18 protein-coding genes are annotated in these 21,768 nt (G+C 33.5%); 5 read left to right on the top strand and 13 right to left on the bottom strand.

The window, feature by feature from the left end:
• Positions 1–198: 198 nt before the first annotated feature.
• Entirely contained in the window at positions 199–1,080 is an 882-nt protein-coding gene (cidR, locus tag EL082_RS01305; RefSeq protein WP_002465928.1) for a cidABC operon transcriptional activator CidR, read from the bottom strand.
• A 31-nt stretch (positions 1,081–1,111) separates the two neighbouring features.
• Positions 1,112–1,798 carry a YoaK family protein gene (locus EL082_RS01300; protein WP_103286205.1) on the bottom strand — a complete coding sequence of 229 codons (687 nt, stop codon included), beginning with the start codon at positions 1,796–1,798 and terminating at the stop codon, positions 1,112–1,114.
• A 457-nt stretch (positions 1,799–2,255) separates the two neighbouring features.
• Between EL082_RS01300 and EL082_RS01295 the strand changes: the two genes are divergently transcribed.
• Complete coding sequence (locus tag EL082_RS01295; protein WP_002465929.1) at positions 2,256–3,710, top strand: APC family permease; 1,455 nt, start codon at positions 2,256–2,258, stop codon at positions 3,708–3,710.
• Positions 3,711–3,786: 76 nt separating this feature from the next.
• Here EL082_RS01295 and EL082_RS01290 read toward each other — a convergent pair whose 3' ends face one another.
• Entirely contained in the window at positions 3,787–5,124 is a 1,338-nt protein-coding gene (locus EL082_RS01290; RefSeq protein WP_103286206.1) for an aspartate aminotransferase family protein, read from the bottom strand.
• Positions 5,125–5,362: 238 nt separating this feature from the next.
• On the opposite strand from EL082_RS01290, the gene EL082_RS11890 reads away from it, so the two are divergent.
• On the top strand, positions 5,363–5,791 hold the full coding sequence (locus tag EL082_RS11890; protein WP_026088942.1) for a hypothetical protein: 429 nt from the start codon (positions 5,363–5,365) through the stop codon (positions 5,789–5,791).
• A 237-nt stretch (positions 5,792–6,028) separates the two neighbouring features.
• Here EL082_RS11890 and EL082_RS01280 read toward each other — a convergent pair whose 3' ends face one another.
• Complete coding sequence (locus EL082_RS01280; RefSeq protein WP_015364661.1) at positions 6,029–6,943, bottom strand: hypothetical protein; 915 nt, start codon at positions 6,941–6,943, stop codon at positions 6,029–6,031.
• Positions 6,944–7,249: 306 nt separating this feature from the next.
• On the opposite strand from EL082_RS01280, the gene EL082_RS01275 reads away from it, so the two are divergent.
• On the top strand, positions 7,250–7,807 hold the full coding sequence (locus EL082_RS01275; RefSeq protein ID WP_002467255.1) for a hypothetical protein: 558 nt from the start codon (positions 7,250–7,252) through the stop codon (positions 7,805–7,807).
• A 457-nt stretch (positions 7,808–8,264) separates the two neighbouring features.
• The gene (locus EL082_RS01270; RefSeq protein ID WP_002465924.1) at positions 8,265–9,626 is read left to right on the top strand and encodes an FAD-dependent oxidoreductase; all 1,362 of its coding nucleotides are present in this window, start codon (positions 8,265–8,267) and stop codon (positions 9,624–9,626) included.
• A gap of 58 nt (positions 9,627–9,684) precedes the next feature.
• On the opposite strand, the gene EL082_RS01265 is transcribed toward EL082_RS01270, so the two are convergent.
• Together EL082_RS01265 and EL082_RS01260 are read right to left on the bottom strand one after the other, a co-directional pair.
• Positions 9,685–10,893, bottom strand: coding sequence for a putative glycoside hydrolase (locus EL082_RS01265; protein WP_103286207.1), 1,209 nt, complete (start codon positions 10,891–10,893; stop codon positions 9,685–9,687).
• A 144-nt stretch (positions 10,894–11,037) separates the two neighbouring features.
• Entirely contained in the window at positions 11,038–11,496 is a 459-nt protein-coding gene (locus tag EL082_RS01260) for a P-loop NTPase family protein (protein WP_002465925.1), read from the bottom strand.
• 154 nt (positions 11,497–11,650) lie between these two features.
• Here EL082_RS01260 and EL082_RS01255 point away from each other — a divergent pair, with 154 nt between their 5' ends.
• Positions 11,651–12,541 carry a fructose bisphosphate aldolase gene (locus EL082_RS01255; RefSeq protein ID WP_103286208.1) on the top strand — a complete coding sequence of 297 codons (891 nt, stop codon included), beginning with the start codon at positions 11,651–11,653 and terminating at the stop codon, positions 12,539–12,541.
• A 65-nt stretch (positions 12,542–12,606) separates the two neighbouring features.
• On the opposite strand, the gene EL082_RS01250 is transcribed toward EL082_RS01255, so the two are convergent.
• From EL082_RS01250 to ppdK, 7 genes are all read right to left on the bottom strand, one after another.
• The gene (locus EL082_RS01250) at positions 12,607–13,743 is read right to left on the bottom strand and encodes an FAD-dependent oxidoreductase (protein ID WP_002465922.1); all 1,137 of its coding nucleotides are present in this window, start codon (positions 13,741–13,743) and stop codon (positions 12,607–12,609) included.
• A 31-nt stretch (positions 13,744–13,774) separates the two neighbouring features.
• On the bottom strand, positions 13,775–14,353 hold the full coding sequence (locus tag EL082_RS01245; RefSeq protein ID WP_002465926.1) for a PadR family transcriptional regulator: 579 nt from the start codon (positions 14,351–14,353) through the stop codon (positions 13,775–13,777).
• Between the two features lie 135 nt (positions 14,354–14,488).
• Positions 14,489–14,809, bottom strand: a complete 321-nt coding sequence (locus tag EL082_RS01240; RefSeq protein ID WP_002465921.1) for a YciI family protein — start codon at positions 14,807–14,809, stop codon at positions 14,489–14,491.
• A 36-nt stretch (positions 14,810–14,845) separates the two neighbouring features.
• Complete coding sequence (locus EL082_RS01235) at positions 14,846–16,285, bottom strand: 6-phospho-beta-glucosidase (RefSeq protein ID WP_002465927.1); 1,440 nt, start codon at positions 16,283–16,285, stop codon at positions 14,846–14,848.
• Between the two features lie 120 nt (positions 16,286–16,405).
• Complete coding sequence (lqo, locus tag EL082_RS01230; RefSeq protein WP_015364658.1) at positions 16,406–17,905, bottom strand: L-lactate dehydrogenase (quinone); 1,500 nt, start codon at positions 17,903–17,905, stop codon at positions 16,406–16,408.
• Between the two features lie 272 nt (positions 17,906–18,177).
• Positions 18,178–19,002 (bottom strand): pyruvate, water dikinase regulatory protein, encoded by an 825-nt coding sequence (locus EL082_RS01225; protein WP_103286209.1) that lies wholly within the window; start codon positions 19,000–19,002, stop codon positions 18,178–18,180.
• 1 nt (position 19,003) lies between these two features.
• Positions 19,004–21,634 (bottom strand): pyruvate, phosphate dikinase, encoded by a 2,631-nt coding sequence (gene ppdK / locus EL082_RS01220; protein WP_002466525.1) that lies wholly within the window; start codon positions 21,632–21,634, stop codon positions 19,004–19,006.
• Positions 21,635–21,768: the final 134 nt, after the last annotated feature.

Here is a 21,768-nt window from a genome sequence, read left to right as displayed (position 1 = left end):
ACCAATTTGTCGGTTTTATGTGCCTTACATCATTCATTATAGCCTCTCTCGAAGTATTAATAAAATACATATTTTCGATTAATTACATTCCTAAAAGGAATACATTATATATAGAAAAAAGTAATAAAAAATACTTTGATGCGCTTTGACATCAAAGTATTTTTAAATTTAAGCATTCCTTTTGATATTTAAGGATGACTACTTCTCTCTTAAATCCCTTATAAATTGTATCCATTCGCGCGTTACAAAGTTAAGGTATGCATCTCTTCTCCAGATTAAACCTAAATGCCATGATAACTCTGCATTTTCTAGTTTCAATGCTTTCACATTATCTCCCATTAAATGTACTAAACTTTCTGGTACGACACTAATACCAATGCCTTGACTAATCATATTCGCGATAAAACTAATCTGAGATATATTCGCTACAGTTTTTGGATAAAATCCTAATCGTTTACAGTTCTCGATAATTTGATCTTTTAAGTAATAATCATCATGAAATAGCACAAACTCTTCTTCTTTTAGTTCAGCTAAATCTACTTTTTCTTGTTGTGCCAAAGCATGGCCTTTACTCACAACAAGTAATAGCTCTTCATTATACAATGGTACCGAATGAAATAAAGTTGCATCAACAGGTAACGTCGTGATACCTATATCTACTTCATCTGTTTCTGTGAGGTTTTCTACTATTTTACCTCCACCCTCCATTACCTCATACGTGACTTTCGGATAGAGTTGATGAAATTGATTTAAACTGTCTGTAAATAATTGAACATTCATCATGGGCGATAGGGCTATTCTAATATGACCTTTTTGTACATTCATCACATCGTTCATTTCTAGTGATAGTTTCTCGAACAATGCTAAAAATTCTAAGCTGTTATCATAAAATGTCTGACCGATGTCTGTCAGTTTAATTTGCTTTTGTGAACGGTCAAATAATGTAATATCATATTCGTTTTCTATACTTTTGATTGCTTTACTGATGGTTGACTGTGCAATATATAAATGTTCTGATGCCTGCGTCATACCACCACGTCGAACAGTTTCAACAAAATATTTGATCTGTTTTATTTCCATAGCGCTAACCTCTTATTTTGAATTTTGAAAGTTATTCCACCGTATGCTCTCTTCTATAAATTAAAATACTATAAAAGATAAATATCACTATTAGAATCATTGCTGCAACTAATATGGCATAAGTGCCTATATATTTTTGAACTTCTGCTGAAATAATAGCTCCAATAATAAAACTTAATACTATTCTAATGTAAAGTTTAGCCTTTCTCAATTGGGCAGTATCGCCATTTAATATATATTCACTCAGTGCTATCACACCATTTTTAATGTTCCCCGTTGAAAAGGTATTGTTATAACCTTCCCCTTCTATTTTACTGAATGAGGTTGTAAGCATTGCCATACCAAATGCTAGCGGTGGTAAAATATACAAATTAGGTATACTAATTGGTAAAAATCCTACAACAAGACAACTTATTGTAATAGGCAATAATGAGACTAATCTCCAATACCGTGTTGCCATTTGATGATGAATTAAAGACACAAACATTACGCCAATCATAAAGGATACAACTGAAGCAATCTTCAATATACCACCAGTTAAATCTCTATGTGATACCTCTGAAGCAAGAAATATAATATTTCCTGTTTGACCTGCTGCTAGTGTGCCTCCTCGACTTAAAAAGGTATAAGCATCAATATATCCACCAACAAAGGTTAAGAGTATAGCCATTTCCTTACTCTGATATATATTTCTTCGCATAAATTTTTCTAAAGCCATCGTTATCGCCTCAACGTTTTTTTATTATAGTAATATGGAACATATAGTCCATTGGTATGTTTATATACCTTCATTGTATAGAATATGTTGTAAAAAGCTAAAATATCGTTCACATTTATAAAAAAATACTTCTTATCCCGATATTTTCTGTTATAATCAAGTTTATCCTTTTAAATTTGAGCGTGAAACAGAAATAACTGCTAACTTTATTTCTTAGAGTCACCTCGGCAAGGATAGCTCTAATTGTAATACTTTATTTCAAAGTATATACAATTTGGATAGCTACTGCCATTTTGTAGACATATTACATAATGCTAATTTATGTCACGTATAACAGAATTGAACAAGAAAGTTTTGATTTTTCAGAATTTTTAGACAAAACATGCGTTTTTTATGCTATGATATAAATTATTAAAATGACAGTTAAATATAACTCATTGATATACGGAGGTTTATTATGTCTAGTTTTTTTAAACGATTAACACAAAAAGAAGATCCATCCATCTATCAAAGTAAAGATGGTCATTTAAAAAGAACTTTACGTGTTCGAGATTTTCTTGCTTTAGGTGTAGGTACTATTGTTTCTACGTCTATATTTACTTTACCTGGTGTTGTAGCAGCTGAGCATGCTGGACCAGCGGTTGCATTATCATTCTTACTTGCAGCCATTGTAGCAGGATTAGTTGCCTTTACATATGCTGAAATGGCTTCCACTATGCCATTTGCAGGTTCTGCTTATTCTTGGATTAACGTACTATTTGGTGAATTTTTTGGTTGGGTTGCCGGTTGGGCGCTATTAGCTGAATACTTTATTGCCGTCGCCTTTGTGGCCTCTGGTTTTTCCGCTAACTTACGAGGATTAGTTAAACCCTTAGGCATTGAATTACCAAAAGCATTATCCAATCCATTTGGTAGTGATGGTGGCGTCATTGATATTGTAGCAGCCATTGTTATTATCTTAACTGCTTTACTATTATCACGTGGTATGAGTGAAGCTGCACGTATGGAAAATATTTTAGTTATTTTAAAAGTATTAGCAATTATCTTATTCGTCATTGTAGGACTAACAGCTATCAACTTTAGTAACTATGTACCATTTATTCCAGAACACAAGGTAACTGATGCAGGTGACTTTGGTGGCTGGCAAGGTATTTATGCTGGTGTTTCTATGATTTTCTTAGCATATATCGGATTTGACTCTATCGCTGCCAACTCTGCTGAAGCAATTAATCCTCAAAAAACAATGCCAAGAGGAATTTTAGGATCATTATTAGTCGCTATAGTATTATTTGTTGCAGTTGCTTTAGTATTAGTAGGTATGTTCCATTACAGTCAATATGCTGACAACGCTGAACCAGTAGGTTGGGCATTACGCGAAAGTGGTCACGGTATTGTTGCAGCAGTTGTGCAAGCTATCTCAGTTATCGGTATGTTTACTGCCTTAATTGGTATGATGCTTGCTGGATCAAGACTGTTATACTCATTTGGTCGTGACGGTTTATTACCATCATGGTTAGGTAAATTAAATAACAAACATTTACCTAATAGAGCATTAGTTATTTTAACAATAATTGGTGTCTTAATCGGATCAATGTTCCCATTTGCTTTCTTAGCTCAATTAATTTCAGCAGGAACATTAGTAGCATTTATGTTTGTTTCATTAGCAATGTATCAACTTAGAAAACGTGAAGGTAAAGACTTACCTATCCCATCTTTCAAACTGCCATTATACCCAGTATTACCCGCAGTCACTTTTATACTAGTTCTATTAGTATTCTGGGGTTTAAGTTTTGAAGCCAAATTATATACACTCATTTGGTTCATTGTAGGTATATTTATCTATTTACTTTACGGCATGAGACATTCTAAAAAAGATCGTGATGATGCCTACAAATCTCCAAAAAAACCTTAATAAAAATATAAATAGAGTCGTTCCACAATGATTATCGTTTGTGGAACGGCTCTTTTATTTATATTCTACAATCTATTTACCAGCCTTGACCTTCTATTTCATATTGATCTAATTCCCCTCGATTTAACGCTCGAATCGCATCCTCAAGCGTCGACAATGCATAATCTAACTGTTCATAGGAAATGACTAGTGGGGGTTGAAATCTTAACACATTCCCTGCTACTGCTATGATAACAACGCCTTTATCAAAGCAATAGTTACATATTTTTAATGCTGCTTCAGGATCACGAGTCTTTTGAATTGGATCAGATACTACATCGATACCAATTGATAATCCTTTACCACGGACATCACCAATACATTCATAATCAGTGACCCATCTATCCATCGTTTGACGTACATACTTACCTTTTTCTAGACTTGCTTCGAGTAACTGTTCTTCTTCGATCATCTCAAGTGTAGCTAAAGCCGCTTCACAACTAACTGGATTCGCACCAGTAGTAAATAGATGTGCTGGTGCTTCTAACGTCTCCATGATTTCTTTACGTCCGACGATAGCTGACATAGGCAATCCCCCGGCAAGCGACTTACCAAACGTAATTAAATCTGGTGTAAAGTTGAAGTGCTCTACTGAACTCCATTTTCCAGTACGTCCTAATCCTTGTTGAATATCATCAACCGCAATTAAAATGCCATGTTCTCTACAAATACCTTCTAAAGCTTCAAAGTATCCTGGTACAGGTTCTAATAGACCACCATCCCCTTGTATCGTTTCTAATACAATACATGCTACCTCGTCAGCCGGAACATATTTGTCAAACATTTCTTTAAGCGGTGCTAAATATTCATCTACCGTATTCGCATTAGGTTGTTCAAATAGACCTCTATAATTGTCAGGAAACGGTATATGATAAAAGCCGTTCAAAAGCGGACCGTATTTTTTCCTCATATTCAAACTTATTGCGGACATAGAAAGTGAACCAAATGTTGAACCATGATACGCATTTGTAAAACTGATGATATAAGGTCGTCCTGTATATGCACGAGCAAACTTAATAATACCATAATTGGCATCTGAACCACTCAACCCATATGTCACTCTTTTTTCATAGTCACCGGGTGAAATATCACATAACTTTTTAGATAAGCGAATTAATGGCTCGTGATACATATACGCTGGCGTATAGTGGACAAACTTGTCAACTTGCTTTTTAATCGCTTCGGTTACTTTTTTAGGCGCATGACCCACGTTTTGTGAACTTGCACTGGCTAATAAGTCGATGTACTCTTTTCCATCAACATCTACTAGCGTTGCACCGTAGCCATGATCAATGGCTAAAGGATAATATTTGATTCTTCCAGATTTAGCAAAATATTGCTCATCTTCTTTTATTAAGTCTTGTGCTTTACTCATGATCAAATCATCCTTTCTTAATTAAACTTCACTTCATTACTGACGATTAAAAAGATGATTCATATGCTTCAGTTATAAAATGATTTCGATTTGATGATAGTACTCAATATACTAATAATTTTCAGATTTGTAAATATTTTCCGAAAATTCTAACTAAATAAAATAGATATCTTTTTTGTATGTATATGTTATCCGTATTAGGGAATAAAATATACATCAAACGTGGACTAGGAGGGGTATTATTCTAAGACTGACTTACCACTTTTTAAGTGCTGTTGCTTCATCCTTTGTATTATTACTCAGTACTATGATTTTAGATGTTCTCATACAGCATACTCATCTAACACAGCTATTATTAAATATAGATTTTCTAGTTAACCCTAAACTTGTACCAACATGGATGGAAGTCATCATACATCTGTCTATAGGTTTGATGATTTATCTCATCTTCATGGTACTTTACAATATATCAAAACTACTCTATCACTTAGCCTATCTACCTTTACTAGTGATATTTATCGGTATGTATCCTTTCCTCATTGCCATCGCTCAAAGATCATTCTTTGTATTTAATGCGACAGAATGGATTTGGTGGCTCATTGCACATATGATCTTTGTAGTATTCATGTATTTCTGTATCTTTGCTATTTCAAAATTACATTTATAAAACAATGGAGTGGGACAAAAACAATAAAGAACCACTAATCATTGATTATGTAGTGGTTCTTACGCATTAGCCACAGCTAATGTGTACTTTAAATTTAGAAATACATGAGTGAAACTCATGCATAAGAAATACTACTTTCTAAAGAAAAAGAATGACTTTACAGTCAACTACGACCTAAATATGAATGTAACTTGAAATATATATTTATATCCTAGCCTATCGCTAATTGAATGATGATTATTCTTCGTCACCATTTTCATCGTATTTCGTTACATTTCCATCTTCATCAATAATATAAGAGCCTGCTAAGTTACCGTCTTTATCTGTGAATGAAAATCCCCATTCTCCATCGCTATTTTTCTCAGGTTCTTTATACGTATATGTTGATGTATCCAATTTATGACCTTCATAGTCTTCAACTATATCAATAACATTATCACGAGTCACTGTTGTATCACTAGAATCTGAAGACGTGTCATCATCTGAATCGTCAGATGAATCGTTTGATACATCATCATCAGTCGCGGGCACTGAATCTGATTCATTAAAGTAACCTTTAACTTTATCAATTTCATCTTGACTCGCATCATATAACTTAATCGTATTAGCATTATCTAAAATACGTTTTGTTTCAGATTTTGTATAATCATCTTCCATCCAACGACGGTCTTGGAAATGAGATGGCGTGCCATAAGTCGTTATTGTACCATCCCCATTATTTTTATATATAACATGGCCAGCAGCTGTTGGTGTACCACTTATAATTTGAACGCCATCTGGATATTTTTCTGATGCCTCTTTATTGTATGGGTTAATTGCTTCACCACTAACATCAGTATGAGACATAGCTGATATATGATTCTCTACTTCACCACTTCCACGGTAGTCTTTAAATACTGTAAGCCAAACTTTAGCATAATAATCTTGAGTATTGGTATTTTCTTGTTGTGCTTTTGAACTCTTTGAAGATGATTGACTTGAACTTTGATTCGATTGTGATGAGTGATTATCTTTATTATCACTGCTTTGATGACTCTTACTTGTTGAATCATCAGATACTTTAGAACTTCCTTTATCATTGTCATTATTCCCTAACCCACAACCTGCTAATACTATAGATGCTGTTAGTAATGTGCCAGCTAATTTTTTCATTAAAGAATCCCCTTTATTTATATTTTGTATATACATTACATTATAAATTTATTATAAACTATCTTATTTCAAAAACATATATCTAATTACACAATAATTGTAAATAAGTAATTTGTTTATCTTCTAATCTATTGGGTTTATCTATAACATTTAATATCCATTTCTAAATCATTTATTAAGTTCTTTAAATTAGCTTTAAGTTTGAGTATTGATTCATTTAAAAAGGCTTATTCAGAAAAAAATGGTGGTACACTATTAATGTAAAAGGAATTAAATCATTCTCTAATTGGAAATGGGGTTTTCATTGTGAAGAAACGCTCTATAATAGCAACAACTGTTTTAGCTAGCACTGTTTTATTTTCAGCATCTTTCGTAAGTGAGGCCAAAGCTGAAGAAGTCACTGCAGACAATGCCATCAATGTTGCACAACAAGCTATGAAAAATAGCGGCGGTAATCCCGACTTACAAAATTTCAACAACGTCAAAGATAAAGGATCTTATTTTATCATTAATATTAATAATAAGTCTGGTGCCGGCGTTGGTGCATATAAAGTTTACAAAAATGGAGAAGTTCAATATAAAAGTGGTAATTTCGGAGATTATAGTTCTTTAAATTCATCAGATAACTATACAGGCCAAGGTATCAGTGCCAAAAGCTATGAAGAAAATAATGAAAGCCAACAAGAGAATGCCTCAGTAGATAGCACTAAAGAGTTAAATGCGTATTATGTTGGTAAAGTGAAATCTAACGAATTACCAGAGTCAGGTAAGGATGACACAAGATCTACTGATGCATTAGCAGTGCTGTCCCTAGTAGCAGGCACAGCTTTCATTAGCCAAAGACCATTAAGAAAAATTTCATAATTCATATATTCAAAAAAGAGGTTGAGATATAAAGTTTTTGTGCTCTAGGAAACCGATTAACGGCATCCCGAAAGCAGGATTATCGGCAGAAGGGACCCAACATAGAGAAATTGGTATTCCAATTTCTGCAAACAATGCAAGTTGGGCAAACGCTCACGATTCGACAAAATTTGGAAAACAATTCAAATGAACAAACTCAACTATTGAGTTTGTAAGAACTACTAACCTATGAATAAGGAAGTAGTTCTTTATCATCGTTCGGTTCTGTTCAAATCCTAAACACTTTTGTCCTGACCTCTTTTTTATGTTTTCAAAACCGTTAATCATGACAAATTTTTGAACATTGCCTCTAATTGCCGATTATGTGAATAAAAAATAAATATAGTGGTAAACATAATTTGTAGACGAAATAAAATTATTTTCATGATTATAAACCATTCTAATAGGAGGTAATAGAATGAAATACATTATCGTTGGTACATCTCATGCTGGATATGAGGTCATCCAAACACTACTTAAAGAAGACAAAGACGCTGATATACACGTATATGAAAGTGGTGACAAACCTTCTTTCCTATCTTGTGGTATACAAAGTTACTTAGAAGATGTATCACCATCTCTAGATTCATTACACTATGCGAATGAACAATCATATAAAGATCAAGGTGTTAATATTCATGTTAATAGCACCGTTACTGATATAGATACTGAACAAAAAGTCATTACAGTTGATCAAAATGGTAATACTGAGCAAGTAAATTACGACAAACTCTTCTTAAGTCCAGGAGGAAAACCGGTCACACCTCCAGTTGAAGGTATCGATCAATACAATCATGTTTTATTCATGCGTGGCAGAGATTGGGCTAATCAAGTAAAATCACGTATGTCAAACGCCAAAAAAGCAGTTGTCGTTGGTGGTGGCTATATCGGTATCGAAGCAGCAGAAGCCTTCGCTAAAGCTGGTATTCAAACGAAAGTTATTGATGTCGCGGATCGTATTTTAAGTACGTATTTAGACCAAGAATTTACTGATATTCTTGAGGATAACGCTAAAGAACACGGATTAGAATTTATAGGTGGCGAAACAGTTCAATCCTTAAACGGTGATGAACAAGGAAATGTAACTAAAGTCATCACAGATAAAAACGAGTACGAAGCAGATACAGTACTATTTGCCGTAGGTGTTCAACCAGCAACAGATTGGTTAGAAGGTAAAATAGATTTAGGCAAAAAAGGCGTCATTAATATTAATCATCAACAACAAACATCTGCTAAAGATGTCTATGCTGGTGGCGATGCAACACTTGTTCCATTTGCACCAGTTGAAGAAGATCGATATATTGCTTTAGCAACCAATTCACGTCGACAAGGTGTAACAGCAGCTAAAAATATGTTAGGCCATGATATGACAATGCCACGCGTTTCTGGTACATCTGGTTTACAATTGTTTGATTATAAATTTGGTCAAACAGGTGTTCATGGTACAGAACAAGATCATTATGATGGAAACTTAGGACAAAAATATGTCAAAGAACTTATTCGTCCAAAATTCATGCAAGATGAAATCCCTGTACACATGAAAATTATCTATGATGAAGATAGTCATAAAATTTTAGGCGCACAACTTATGTCTAAAGATAATATTACTGAATCAATCAACACCATGTCCATTGCCATTTCAGCTGGTTATACTTTAGAACAACTCGCAGTACAAGACTTCTTCTTCCAACCTGACTACGACAGACCTTGGAATTACTTAAACGTACTTGCTCAGCAAGCATTAAATGACACATTTGGTAGTGATCAAATGCTATTTTAAATTACTTTGAAAGAAACACCTCTAGTGCATCGTATGCATTAGAGGTGTTTTTAATTAACTATTTATCTTTTTTCTCTTTTTGGTAATCTTTATCTTGATTCTTTCCTTTTTCAGGATTGAAGTTGGCACCTTTAGTATAGTCATTGCCAGCATTCCATAATAAGAATTCGTTAACGCCATTATCTTTTAAAGCCTGTACTTGATCAGATAATGTTTTTGCATCATATTCTTTATAGTTACCTTCTCCAAGATATGAAGCAGTAAAGTCTTGAATCCATGGACGAGAAATCGGTTTTTGTTTACCTAATGAATCTAATATATTATTTTCTTTTTGGATATATCTATTAACCGTTTTATATGGTTCAGTATCAGGTGCTTCTAATCCAAAATCTCCTGGACTCCAATGTGATGGATAAATCATAGAAGAAATAGCATCTACGTTTTTAGAGATTTTAGGGAAGCTTTGACCAATACCTGGTGCATTTTTCACTAATGCGGAATACCCAAAGACATCTGCTGATATTTTCACATTGTATGGTTTTAATTCTTTACGTGCATATTCTAAATAACTTGTAACAGCATCTACACGCTGATCGCCTTTACTTAATTTACTATTTTTATAATCACCTTTATCGTAATCTAATTGATCAGCTTCATTTTCAAATCCTTCTGGGAATCTAACATAGTCATACTGAATATCTTGGAAACCAGCTTTGGCTGCTTCTTTAGAAATACTTACATTATATTTCCAAACATCTTTAACAAATGGGTTTACAAAACTATCCCCTTTACCATTTTGCCAAACAGAACCATCTTTCTCTTTATATGACCATTCTGGATGTTCTTTAGCTAGTTTAGTATCTTTAAATGTAACGATTCTTGCGATAGGATAAATGTCATTATCTTTTAACTTTTTCAATAATGGTTTAGCATCTGCAATATCCATAGTATTTTTATCGATTAATTTATTTCCAGTATTAAATTTCATAGTGACATTACCTTCGTCATCTTTGACATCGATAACCATTGCATTTAATTTGGCATCTTTCACGTATTTAATTAATTGGTCAATTTTATCTCCTTGTGTTGAATTACTTGTAACGTAGATGCCTTTCACACCATCTTTAGGATAAGCGACTTTATTTCTTTGATTAGCCGTTTGTTCTGCTTTATTATCTTTTGATTTATCATTCTCATGACCGGAACTACAACCAGTAATTATTAATGCACTTGCTGCTAATGTAATCCAAATTTTCTTTTGCTTCATCCTTAATCCCCTTTTATGTATTGAAAATGATTTTTACAGACAATTTATGTAGTGGTACAAAATTTTAAAAATCATTAATCTTTTCTTATATTATATATTATCATATTTCATACATAGCATGTACATTACATATATTTAATCTCTTTATTTGATAATCCATAATTTCTCTGGGTACTTATGTTGTAACTTCTTTATTTGTTCATTATTAATCTTTGGAAAATCCCAAATAAATTTTAAAAACGCTAGACTCATTGTTTTAGGATTCTTTCCAATCGTTTGCTTACAAATGACATGTAGGAAATATCGTTTTAGTACTCTCCATATACAAGTCACTCTTTTTTCTTGTAACCAAATAACAACTTCAGCATGACTTACTCTCAGTTCTAATGTGTCTATATAATTACCATCAATAATCCAATATTGTTGTATCAAGATATCTTTGATTTCGTTAATCAATTCATCTTGTTCTATGGTCTGATTATCATCTTTCCAATTGATTTGATCCAAATGATAAAGAGGCAAGCTCATATATTTAGACAAATGAGTACTTAACGCAGATTTACCGCTCCCTGGACTACCTATAACTAGAACTTTGTTATACATTGTTATCCTCCTTCAAATCATCACATTATAAGGCGATTTTTTGACTTTATACTATTATAGTGTAATTTTCTAGGTAATTATAAGTTGAATCGCTTGAGAATAACAATATTTTTTATCATACTGTAGATGAAAGTTAAGTTAAGGAGTGGAAAGTATGAATAAAGAACAATTAGAAAAAATGAAGAATGGTAAAGGATTTATCGCTGCATTAGACCAAAGTGGCGGTAGTACCCCTAAAGCACTTAAAGAATATGGTGTTAACGAAGATGAATATAGCAATGACGATGAAATGTTCAAACTTGTGCATGACATGCGTACTCGCGTGGTAACTTCACCATCATTCTCAGCTGATAAAATCCTAGGTGCAATTCTTTTCGAACAAACAATGGACCGTGAAGTTGAAGGTAAATATACTGGAGACTATTTAGCTGATAAAGGCGTTGTTCCTTTCTTAAAAGTTGATAAAGGTTTAGCTGAAGAACAAAACGGTGTTCAATTAATGAAACCAATTGACGATTTAGACGAGACATTAGATCGTGCTAATGAACGTCATATTTTTGGTACTAAAATGCGTTCAAACATTTTAGAATTAAAAGAACAAGGTATCAAAGATGTTGTTGAACAACAATTTGAATTCGCTAAAAAAATTATTGCAAAAGGTTTAGTACCAATTATTGAACCTGAAGTAAATATCAATGCTAAAGATAAAGCTGAAATTGAAAATGTCTTAAAAGATGAACTTAAAAAAGGTTTAGATAGTTTAGACAGTGATCAATTAGTAATGCTTAAATTAACTATCCCAACTCAACCTAACTTATATAAAGAATTAGCTCAACATCCAAATGTTGTACGTGTTGTAGTACTTTCTGGTGGTTACAGCAGAGATGAAGCTAACAAATTATTAAAAGATAACGATGAACTTATCGCAAGCTTCTCACGTGCATTAGCTAGTGACTTAAGAGCTAGCCAATCTCAAGAAGAATTCGATAAAGCATTAGGTGACGCTGTAGATTCAATCTACGATGCATCAGTTAATAAAAACTAATTTCCACATTAAAAAAAGGTCGTGCAGTTTTCCTGCACGACCTTTCTTTATGTCATTTTTATTTTTTATGCTTCATCAAAAGCTTGGTTGAAAAAATCACCAAATTTTTGTGCACTATTTTGACTAAACATTAATTCTAAGTTATCTTGTGACTCTTGTGCTCTTGGTGCCGAACTTTCATACATTGCTTCTTCATACTGTTTCAATGCCGTTTGTAAATCTTCATTGCGTTCTATAGATTTAGCTAGTAAATAAGCATCATATAGCGCCATATTAACACCTTCACCCGCAAATGGGCTCATGACATGCGCTGCATCACCAATTAAAGTAATATGTGGATGATTGTCCCATTTGAAACCAATAGGCAATTTATAAATTCTTCTACACATCACGTCATCGCTAGCATATTTGATATATTTTTTAAGATCTTCATCCCAATCAGAGAAATCTTCAAGTAATTGTTCTTTCAACTCACCTACTGATAACGCTTTGTAATCATCAAGCTTTTCACTTGGCATGCGGAATGCAACATATACTTTAATACGGCCATTACCAGTAAACTGGCCTAATATACCTTTATAATCTCCTAATGCGACTAAGCTACCATTACTATTGATTTGAGCTAAGTCTGGATGTTTATTGACAACATCGTCAATATTCAATTCAATCATTGAAATATCATTATAAGTTACATCTACATGTGCAACATCATTTCTAACTTTCGAGAACGCGCCGTCAGCACCGACAACCATGTCGAACTGTTGCACTTCATCTTCTAAAAATTGTAAAGTTACTTTACCATTATCTAATTCTGTTAAAGATTGATACGTATAGCCATATTGAATCGTATCTTCTTTAAGCTTTTCAATAATAATGTCACATAGTTTACCTCGATCAATTTCAGGACGATCGCCTGTTCCTTGACCAATTTCTTCAAAATAAACAGTGCCATCTTTACCTAGCACACGTGTATCTTCCCCTTCTACACGGGCTAATGCTTGGAATCGTTCGAATATATCCGCTTCTTTCAATGCTAATTGGCCACTTTCTTCATGTATATCAAGAGAGCCCCCTCTTTTTTGATTTGAATCTGGACTCGCTTTTTCATATATTGAAACGTCATGTCCTTGTTGTTGAAGTAGCAAACCTAACATTAATCCTCCTGGACCTGCACCTATAATTCCAATTCTTTGTTTTTTCATTGAAAAGACCTCCTACACGACAACTACATCTCTATTTAGATAATTGTTCTAATTTCTCTTTTGTTTCTTTTATAATCTTATCTAACTGTTCTTTTTTATCATTGTCTTGCATAGATTCTTTTGATGCTTTCATAAATAAATGGAATAAATCGTGTAACTTTTCGCGTGATTGTTTCATTTCTTCAAAGTCTACATTTTCAAATTGCGCCATGCGTTCTGAAAAATCACTATTTTCTTTGTTTTCATCAACAAATTGTTGACCTTCTTCTGTAATTGAATACACTTTTTTATTGCCATCTTTAGTGATTGTGACAAAGTCTCTATCTTCTAACATTTGTAAAATAGGATACACTGAACCTGGACTTGGAGAATAAAAACCTTTAAATTTTTCTTCTAAATCTTTAATAATTTGGTAACCATGTCTTGGTTCCTCTTTTAACATTTCTAAAATTACAAATTGTAAATTTCCTTTTTTGAAGAATCTATCTCTACCATTCATTTGTCTAAAGTCTCCAAACTGACCTGGCCCTCTACCTTGGCCTCTGTTCATATCAAATCCTTCAAAATGTCTCATACCTCTATTTATACGATTATTATTTCTATTAAACATGTTAATCACCTTTCTTTTTTCGATATATCGATATATTAAACGATATATCGAAACTTGTCAACGATATATCGTTAATTATTTTAAAATAAAAAAATGGCACTATGATTTTTCCTTTCATAGCACCATTTTTATTGATTAATCTTCTTCTATAGGACTAGTTATCTCGATATTTTCTGGCTTACCAAACATAGGTGTCCATTGTTCTATCGAATAATCCGCTACTAATCCTTCTTTCCAAAACGGATCAGCTTTGAGTAATGACATTAATTGGTCTTCATTATTTGCTTTAAGTACTAAATACGCCTCCAATTTACTTTTATCCTCATTTTCGACTGGGCCTGATACTAATAAGTCACCAGATTCAACGAGCTGATATAAATAAATAGCATGATCACGTATGTGCTGTTGCCAGCCTTTCATATCTGTATGAACAAATTTCACTAAATAATAAGACATAGTATACTCCTTTTTATTAATACATTTTTGATACTCTTATAACCGTTCTCCATTAGATTCAATCACATTTCTATACCATTCAAAAGAATCTTTTTTCGTGCGTTCGAGTGTACCTTGTCCTCTATTATCTCTATCAACATGGATTAAACCATATCGTTTTTTCATTTCTCCAGTAGTGAAAGATACAATATCTATAATACCCCAAGGTGTATAACCCATTAAGTCAACACCATCCTGGTCGACTGCATCAATTGCGGCTTCAATATGTTCTTTTAAATATTGAATACGGTAGTCATCATGTATATTTCCTTTTTCATCCATTTCATCAACTGCACCAAATCCATTTTCGACTATAAACAATGGAATTTGATAACGATTATATAATACATTCAATGTGAATCTTAAACCTACCGGATCAATTGCCCAACCCCAATCACTAGTTTGAATATAAGGATTTTCAACTGAATTAGGTAAGCCACCGTTCACAACGTTATCTTCTACACTACTATTACTATCATGTTTAACTACTGTAGACATATAATAGCTAAATCCAATGTAATCGACTGTACCTTCTTGTAAAATTTGGTCGTCTCCTTCAAGCCAACCTATGTTAATATTTTCTCTTTCAAACATTTTCGTAGCATAACCTGGGTAATACCCTCTAACCTGCACATCTGGGAAGAAGAAACGCATTCTACCTGCAATTTCCGCTTCCATCATATCTTTAGGATTACAACTATATGGATAAATAGGTACATGTGAAATCATTGCGCCTATTTCAAATTCAGGATTAATGTCTTTACCAATTTTAACAGCTTTGGCACTTGCGATGAGTTCATTATGTGCGACTTGATATAAAACCTCTTCTTTATTATCTTCTTCGGATAATAACACACCAGAGTTTGTCCATAAAAAGATAGGGTTATTCAAATCCATCTGGTTATTAATTTCATTGAATGTCATCCAATATTTCACTTTATCTTTATAACGTTGAAATACTGTTTCAGCAAAATGCGCAAAGAAATCTGCTACTTTTCTATTTTTAAACCCACCATATTCTCTAGCAAGATGTAATGGCATTTCAAAATGTGATAACGTAATGACCGGTTGAATACCATATTTTAATAATTCATCAAATAAGTCATCATAAAATTTTAGTCCTTCTTCATTAGGTTCTTCTTCATCTCCATTAGGGAAAATACGTGTCCAAGCAATAGAAGTACGGAGACATTTTAATCCCATTTCACTAAATAATTTCACATCTTCTTTATAACGATGATAGAAGTCAATACCTTCGTGATTAGGATAATACTTGTCTGCTTCTACTTCTTGAGTGATTTCACGTGCTTTCCCATGTTCACCTGCTGTCATCACATCAATCACACTTAGTCCTTTTCCACCTTGATCATAGCCACCTTCAAATTGGTTAGCCGCTAATGCGCCACCCCATAAAAAATCATTAGGTAATTTAGACATACTACAACCCCTCATTTCTTTATCTGTTACATTCATTATATCAATTAAAAGTTCAAACTTTATAACAAAACAAAAAAACTCAACCAAGGCTCATTTACGCTTTGGTTGAGTTAATTTTAATTATTTTTCTCCATAGAAACCTAATTTAAGGTCTTTTGAAGTTTGTTTACGGATTTTTCTCATTAATTGTTCATCTTCAATTAATGATTCTCCATATGATGGAATCATTTTCTTAATTAATGGTTTCCATTCATCAGCATATTCAGCGAAGTTTTTCTCAAGAACTTCTAATGCTACAGATACTGAAGTTGAAGCCCCTGGTGATTCGCCTAATAATGCAATCACTGAGTGGTCTTGTGAATTCACTACTTCAGTACCGAACTGAATATAACCTTTACCATGTTCTTCTGTATCTTTAATAACTTGTACACGTTTACCTGCTGTATAAACTTGCCAATCTTCATCACGTGCTTCTGGATAGAACGTACGTAAATGATTCATACAACCTTCTTTAGTCATAATCACTTGGTCAAATGAATATTTAATTAATGGTAAGTTTTTAACCGCAGATGCTAGTAAAGTTGTAATATTGTATGGTTTTACAGATTTGAATAAATCTAAGTTTGAACCATTCTTAAGGAATTTAGGACCTACGTTCGCAAATGGTCCGAATAATAATGTTCTTTCACCATCAATATAACGTGTATCTAAATGAGGTACAGTCATTGGTGGTGTGCCAGGTGGTTCTTTACCATACACTTTGGCATCGTGTTGTTTGATGACTTCTGGGTTTGTACATGCAATGAATTGTCCACTGATTGGGAATCCACCTAAATGTTTACTTTCAGGGATACCTGTTTTTTGTAATAGTGGAATTGCGCCACCACCAGCACCAATAAATACATAGTCCGTTTCTTGTTCAAACACGTCACCTGTGTTACGGTTTTTAATTTTTACTGACCATTTACCATTTGATAAACGTGTAAAATCAACCACTTCATGATTGTATTTTACTTCTACATTATCAGTTTCTTGAAGGTGTTGTGCCATCTTACGTGTTAATTCACCGTAGTTTACATCTGTACCTTCATCAATTTTACTTGCTGCCATGTAGCCACCATCATTTTGGCGACCTTTCATCATTAATGGAATCCACTTTCTCATTACTTCGATATCTTCAGTGTATTCGATATTATCGAACATTGGGAAAGCTTTCATTTTTTCATAACGATCTTTTAAGAATTTAACGTTATTTTTACCTCTTACAAAACTAATATGAGGTAATGGATTAATAAATGCGCGTGGGTCTTCAATATTTCCTGATTTAACTAAATGACCCCAAAATTGTTTAGAAATCTCAAACTGTTCGTTGATTTCTTTCGCTTTTTCGATATCAATTGAACCATCAGGTTGTTGAACAGTATAGTTCAATTCACAAAGCGCAGCATGACCTGTACCTGCATTGTTACGTTCATTAGAACTTTCAATACCAGGACGGTCTAAGCGTTCATACAAATGAATATTCCAGTCTGGCGCAATTTCTTTTAACATTGATCCGAAAGTTGTACTAAGTACACCGGCACCAATTAAAATCACGTCTTTTTTGTCAGACTTTGCCATGTTGTTCACCTCTCCAAAATAAATACTTACACCAGTCCACTAAAATTGCATTTTATTGACTAAATCAGGATTTAATACAATTTTTCTAACATTTCATCTCGTAAACTAGTCTTCTATTCTTATGTTAAATCAACCATTGATAAAAGTAAATTATTATTCTTTATAATAATAGAAATTGATTTAGAAGGTGATTATATTTTATCCATAAATACATGAAATTGTATATATGTCACATTAAGTCACTATAAAATAACATTTAATATGATTATGTTTTAATCGTTTTGTTGTAAAAACTTTTCAATATAAAATGCTGATTCTTCTATAGATTTATATTCTGTGTTAATCACGGTTGTATTTAATTTATTGAATATTTCTTCGGCATAGGATAATTCTTTTTTAATTCTGTCTAAACTGTTGTATGTTGACGTTTTTGAAATACCTAACGCCTCAGCACGATTTTTTCTAATATTAGCGATATAATTGGGACTTGCTGTTAAACCGAATACCTTTAGTCCTTTATGTTGAAATACACTTTCAGGAATCGTCACTTCTGGCACTAATGGTATATTCGCTATTTTATAACCTTTATTGGCTAAATACATACTCAATGGTGTTTTAGACGTTCGAGATACGCCAACAATTAGGGCGTCCGCTTCTCCAATATCCGTGAAGTGTTTACCATCATCATATTTAACCGAATATTCTATAGCTTCAATACGTTTGAAATATTCTGTGTTCATTTTTCGTAATGCGCCACTTTCCATCAGTGGTGTAGATTGCGTATGTTGCTCAATCATCGTGATTAATTCCGACATATAATCTATATATGATATTTGGTGTTCCTGTGCATATTGATGACCAAGTGCATTGAAAGATTCACTAACCAGTGTTGTAACCACTATCGCGTTTTTTTCATGCGCTAATTCTAATACATTAAGAAATTCATTTTCATCCTTAATATATGGGAACTTCTTAATTTCTATTTGTGTTAAATCTGGAAATTGGGTCAGTGTCGCATGTATCATCCGTTGTGCCGTTTCCCCTATAGAGTCAGAAACGATGTAAATCGTTAATTGTTGTGCTTGTTGTTCTTTCACATTATCTCTCACTTTCTTCAGCTTGACTCTGAGCTGTAGCTAGGATTGCTCCAGGTACACGGAATGGTGAACATGAAACATAATCAATGTCCAATTGGTTAAATCTACGTATTGATTTTGCATCTCCACCTAATTCTCCACAAACACCTATTTTAATGGACGAATTAACGCGCTTAGCATTTGTGACCGCTATCTCTATCAGTTGACCTACGCCATCATGATCTAACGTTTGGAAAGGGTCAAGCTGTAATATATTACTTTCAGTATACACATTTATAAATTTACCTGCATCATCTCTTGAGAACCCATATGTTAATTGCGTCAAATCGTTCGTTCCAAAGCTAAAGAAGTCACATTGTTGTGCCAATTGGTCCGCAATCAAACATGCTCTTGGCGTTTCTATCATAGTGCCAATCAAGTAATGTACTTTATCTTTCATATCATTTTCTAAATCCTGAATCGTTGATACTAATTGTGATTTTAATGTTGTAAATTCTTCAACTGTAGATACAAGTGGAATCATGATTTCTGGTTGAGATGTAATACCTTCTTTTTTAAGGTTAAACACGCTAGTCATGATTGCCTCAACTTGCATTTCATAAAGTTCAGGGTAAGTAATAGCTAGGCGACATCCTCTATGTCCTAACATTGGGTTAACCTCATTCAAATCATTGATTCTTCGTTTTAGATGTGCTGTAGAAACATTTAATTGGTCTGCAACCATAGCAATATCTTCTTCTGTTGATGGTAAGAACTCATGTAACGGTGGATCTAATAATCGGACAATTGTTGGTCGCCCAGATGACAATTTAAATATGGCTTCAAAGTCTTCAATTTGATATGTCTTGATTTTATTTAATGCTTCTACACGTTCATCATAATTAGAAGCTAATATAAATCGACGCATTTCCACAAGGCGTTCCGCACCGAAAAACATATGCTCTGTACGCACTAAGCCAATACCTTTAGCATTAAACTGATAACCTGCTTGTATATCTTGTGGTGTTTCTGCGTTCATTCGTACCTGTAATCGTGCAATTTCTTCTGACCATTGCATAAATTGTTCGAACTCATCACTATGTTCAGCGCTAACTGTTTCAATTTCTCCAAGATATAAATCTCCAGCGCTACCATCGACAGAAATGATATCTCCTTCATGTAACATATCACCATTAGGGTAATGTACTGTTTTGTTTACTGTATCAATTTCGACATCAGAACAACCTGTCACACAACATTTCCCCATCCCTCTAGCGACAACTGCAGCATGTGATGTCATTCCTCCATGTGTAGTTACAATAGCTTCACTCGCCACCATACCTTCGATATCTTCCGGAGATGTTTCAGGTCTCATTAAAATAACACTGTCACCATTCTCTGCTTGAACTTTAGCTTCTTCAGCTGAAAATACAACTTTTCCTGTCGCTGCACCTGGACTTGCAGGTAGCCCCATTTTCGAAATAACCGTCGCTTGTTTTAATGCTTCTTCTTTAAAATTAGGATGTAATAATGTCTCGATTGATTTTACATCAACTTGTGTCACAGCTTCTTCTTTAGTAATGAGCCCTTCATTAACCAAATCAACAGCCACTTTAATAGCTGCTCGAGCCGTACGCTTACCATTACGCGTTTGTAATAAATACAATCTTCCATTTTCAATCGTAAATTCAATGTCTTGTAAATCTTTATAATGCGTTTCTAATTGTTTCGTCACATTGACAAATTGTTGATGCACATCTGGCATTTGTTCCTTCAATGTATCAATATCCTTGGGTGTACGAATACCTGCTACGACATCTTCACCTTGAGCATTTAATAGATATTCTCCAAATAATTGATTCTCTCCTGTCACAGGGTTTCTAGTAAATGCCACGCCTGTACCACTTCGTTCACCACTATTACCAAATACCATTTCCTGAATGTTCACAGCTGTACCAATATCATGTGGAATATCATTTAAATCTCTATAGACACGAGCACGATCATTATCCCAAGACTTAAATACAGCTTCAATGGATTCTTCTAATTGTTGAAGCGGATCTTGAGGGAAGGGTTTATGACCATGTTCTAAATAAATCCCTTTATATTGTTCACAAATTTCTTTTAATCCTTCAGCAGTAATATCAGCATCAGAGTTATATTGATGCGCTTTTTTATATTGTTCAAAATATGTATCAAAATGAGTCATTGGTACGCCATATACAACATCACCAAACATTTGTAATAAACGTCTATAGCAATCATATGCAAATCGAGCATCATCTGTTTTAGTGGCAAGTTTTTCTACATTCTCATCATTTAATCCTAAATTTAATATGGTATCCATCATACCTGGCATAGATATTTTCGCACCACTTCGTACTGATACAAGTAATAAATGATCCTGAGATGAAAAAGATTTGCCTGTTCTATTTGAAAAAGCAGTTAAGTGGTCATGTAATTGTGACTTTACTTCGTCTGATAAATGTTCACCTTGCTTTAAGTAATCTATACAAGCTTCTGTCGTAATCGTAAAACCGTCTGGAACAGGTAAACCCAATCGTTTCATTTCCGATAAATTAGCACCCTTTCCCCCCAATAAGTCTTTCATAGATTTTTGTCCTTCATCAAATGCATAAATCAATTTTGTCATAAGTAAGCACCTCTTTTTATTATGTCATACTAATTAATTTTGAGTATGTCATAATAAAAAGAAAAATACAAGCATGATATGAAAACGATTACGCAAAGTTTTTATTATTGTCACAATTCATCTAATATTTGTAC

The organism is Staphylococcus warneri, assembly GCF_900636385.1.
GTDB classification, from domain to species: domain Bacteria; phylum Bacillota; class Bacilli; order Staphylococcales; family Staphylococcaceae; genus Staphylococcus; species Staphylococcus warneri.
This window is presented reverse-complemented; position numbering and strand designations above follow the sequence as displayed.